The 3,510-nt window shown below is 65.0% G+C and carries 3 protein-coding genes and 1 pseudogene; 1 reads left to right on the forward strand and 3 read right to left on the reverse strand.

Translation table 11 applies throughout. The features are described from left to right. Window positions 1-351 (forward strand): annotated as a pseudogene (locus EN893_RS24600) (phosphonate metabolism protein/1,5-bisphosphokinase (PRPP-forming) PhnN); the annotation flags it as partial. Between the two features lie 39 nt (window positions 352-390). On the opposite strand, the gene EN893_RS24605 reads toward EN893_RS24600, so the two are convergent. The 3 genes from EN893_RS24605 to EN893_RS24615 all read right to left on the reverse strand — a co-directional run. Then, complete coding sequence (locus EN893_RS24605; protein WP_127271236.1) at window positions 391-1,290, reverse strand: aldose 1-epimerase; 900 nt, start codon at window positions 1,288-1,290, stop codon at window positions 391-393. A gap of 23 nt (window positions 1,291-1,313) precedes the next feature. Next, window positions 1,314-2,309: an ABC transporter permease gene (locus tag EN893_RS24610; protein WP_027040007.1), complete on the reverse strand. Its 996-nt coding sequence runs from the start codon at window positions 2,307-2,309 to the stop codon at window positions 1,314-1,316. Window positions 2,310-2,362: 53 nt separating this feature from the next. Continuing rightward, the coding region (locus EN893_RS24615) for a sugar ABC transporter ATP-binding protein (RefSeq protein ID WP_164901072.1) at window positions 2,363-3,510 on the reverse strand (1,148 nt) is incomplete at its 5' end.

Here is a 3,510-nt window from a genome sequence, read left to right on the forward strand (position 1 = left end):
GGCTTGCGCTACGGCACCCCCGCCGATGTCGACTGGTCCGTCGCCAATGGCCGTGTCGCTGTCGCCAATGTGTCGCGCGCGATCATCCCCTCCTTGCGCGAACGCTATGCCAATCTGGCCATCGTCGAGATCACCGCCTCGCCTGAAGTGCTGGCCGAGCGTCTGGCGATGCGCGGCCGCGAGTCACGCGGCGAAGTGCTGGCGCGGCTGGCACGCAGCGCCAATGTCACTCTGTCCGGGTCCGGCGTCACCTCGATCGACAACAGCGGCCCGCGCGAAGCGGCCGGCGAACGCTTCGCCGAGGTGCTGCGCAAGGCGATGGCTTTTTCCGACATGTCGGGCCTGATCTAGATCGTCGGCTCCTGACGCCTCGTTCACGCGATGGGCGCTTTAAGCCCCAAGCGCAAAGGGCATCAGCGACACCGTGCCGGCCGAACTTTCACCTGGGGCGAGCACGATGGCGCCCTCGTCCGGATCGCTCCATCCGCCCCGGTTGAAAGCACCGGATGCCATGGTCTGCGGTTCGACGCAAAAGTAAGGCTTGGCCGGATCGGCGTACAGCATCAGGTGCTTGAAGATCGGATCGGCCTTGATGCGCAAACCCGCGCCGCGCGCCGGAAAGCGAAGCGTCGCCTCACCCGTCCAGCCGCCATAATCATTGTTGCGCCAGCCGGCGGGTAAAGGCCGGCTCTCGGCGAAGTCGAGTTCGGGCGCAAGCGCTATCGGATCGCCGGCGATGCCTTGCGGTTCCTCCAGATAGAACCGCGCGGCCTTGAATTGCAGCGTGACGTCCGGGTCGCGGTCGAACCAAGGATGCAGGCCGAAACCAAACGGCATGGAAACCGGCCCCGTGTTGGTCAGTGTCATGGTCACGTCGAGGCCTTCTTCGGACAGCACGAAAGCCTGCGTCGCGTGATAGGAGTAGGGTTCGAGGCTGGCTGCGATATCCAGCGACAGCGTTGCCTGGGCGTCGCCCGCTGCAGTGACAGTCCAGGGGTGTTTCCAGCCGCTGCCATGCACGTTGATGGCTTCGGGCGGATTGTTGGGCTGGACCCGCCAGCGCTTCGCTCGAAACTCGAAGGTATTTCCGGCGATGCGGTTGGCGTAGGGTATCATCGGGAACATGGCCACGCCAAGCACGTTGCCCGCTTCGCGATCATGGTCCGAGAGCCTGCGCATGAGATCGATGCCGCGCCAGCGCAGCGCGCTGAGGCTGCCGCCGATTTGCGGCACCAGTTCGGCTTCGAGCGCGCCGGCCCTGAGCGTCAACGGTTCAGGAATTGCAGCCATCGCCCGCCATTCGCCGCGAGGCGCTATTCCGCGGCCGCGCCGGCGGCGCTTTTTCGGGTGGCGTCGACCATCAGCCGCCGTTCCCGGAACACGCCCCATTGCTGGTCGACCAGCACGCCGATGAGGATGACGCCGCCCATCACCGCGAAGTTGAGCGAGGACGGGATGCCGAGCAGGTTGACTAGGTTCTGCAGTTCCTGCAGCAGCACCGTGCCGAGGATGACGCCGATCAGCGAGCCTTCACCGCCGCGCAGCGAGAAGCCGCCGAGCACGGCGGCGGCGATGGCGTAGAGTTCGTAGAACTGGCCGTGGCTGGCCGGAGAGATCGAGCGCGTGTACATGGCGAAATAGATCGCCGACAGCGCCGTCAGCACGCCGCAAATGACGTAGGCGGCGATGACGACGCGGCCGGTGCGGATGCCGGAATATTTCGCCGCCTCCTCGTTCTTGCCGATGGCGTAGAGATAGCGGCCGAACACCGAGCGGTGCAGCACCACCCACATGACGATCGAGATGACGATCAGCGCGATGAAGCTGTTGGGAACGCCATAGGAGCGCCCGGCGGTGAGGAATTCGAGGTCGGGAAAATTCTGGCCGAAGGCAAAACCCGCGGTGCCGTCGGCGGTGTAGAAGCGGGCAACGCCGCGGTAGATCAACAGGCCGCACAGCGTGACGACGAAGGGCTGCAGCTTGAGCCTTGTGATCAGCCAGCCATGCGCCAGGCCAATGATGGCGCCAAGCACCAGGATGAGCACGAAGGCCAGCGGCCATTCCATGCCACGCACGGCGATGAAGTCGATGAACAGCGTGCCAAGCAGCGCTACCACCGAGCCGACCGACAATTCGATGCCGCCGGTGATGATGACGAAGGCCTGGCCGATCGACAGGATGCCGAACAGGCCGATCAGGTTCGAGGTGTTGGCGAGGTTGATCGGCAACAGGAAGCGCGGATTGATGATCGCCACGATCGCCCCGACCACCAAGATCAGGATCAGCAGGCCGAGATCTTTCTTGCTCATCGTCTTCTCCCCAATGCCTGAGCGGATCGCGTTTGCGCGGCCCGTGGCAAGAACTATTTCGGCTGCTTGCCCACCGCCAGGAGCAGCACGTTTTCCTGGCTGAACCGGTCCTTGTCGAGAATACCCGAGATCTGGCCCTCATGCATGACGGCGATGCGGTCGGACACGCCGATCACCTCTTCCATGTCCGAGGAGATCATCAGCACGGCGACGCCGGCATCGGCCAATGCGCGCATCAGGCCATAGATTTCCGCCTTGGCGCCGATGTCGATGCCGCGCGTCGGCTCGTCGAGGATCATCACTTTCGGGTTCATGGCCAGCCATTTGCCGAGCACGACCTTCTGCTGGTTGCCGCCCGACAGCGTGCCGGTGCGCGTCTGCACCGACGGTGCCTTGATGCCGAGATCTTTCTTCTGCTTCTCGGCGGTGGCGGTCTCGGCGCTTGAGGACACCAGCGAGCGGCGCGCATGCGCCGGCAGATTGGGCAGCGAAATATTCTGGGCGATCGACAGGTCGAGCAGGATGCCGGTGAGCTTGCGGTCTTCCGGCACCAGGAAGATGCCATGCGCGACAGCGTCGGCCGCGGACGCCAGCGCGAGCGGCTTGCCGTCGAGCTCGAGCGCGCCGCCAAGCTTCGAGTCGATGCCGAAGAACACCCGCGCCAGTTCGGTGCGGCCGGAACCGACAAGGCCGGCAAGACCGAGGATTTCGCCGCGCCTGACGTCGAGGTCGACCGGCCGGCCGGGATAGGCCGGTGTGCGGATGGCCTTGGCCGCAAGCGCTACGGCGCCGGGCGCACGCGCAGCTTCGGAGGCTTTTTCGCGCTCCTTCAGCATGCGGCCGATCATCAGCTTGACCATCTGGTCGTGGCCGATGTCGTGCTTGCCCAGCGTACCGGCAAGCATGCCGTCGCGCAGCACGACGACGCGGTCGGCGACGCGCTCGACCTCGTGCAGGCGGTGCGAAATGAAGATGACGCTGATGCCGTCGGCCTTCAGCGCCTTGATGACGTCGAGCAATTTGTCGGTTTCGGCGAGCGGCAGGCTCGATGTCGGCTCGTCGAGGATGACCAGCCGCGCCTCGATCGACAGCGCCTTGGCGATCTCGACCATCTGCTGCTGGGCCAGCGACAGGGTCGCAACTTGGGTGTCGGCGGAAAAATTGGCGCCGACGCGCTTCAAAAGCGGCGCCACCCTGGTGC

The sequence above is a fragment of the Mesorhizobium sp. M7A.F.Ca.CA.004.04.2.1 genome (assembly GCF_004022825.1).
Classification (GTDB): domain Bacteria; phylum Pseudomonadota; class Alphaproteobacteria; order Rhizobiales; family Rhizobiaceae; genus Mesorhizobium.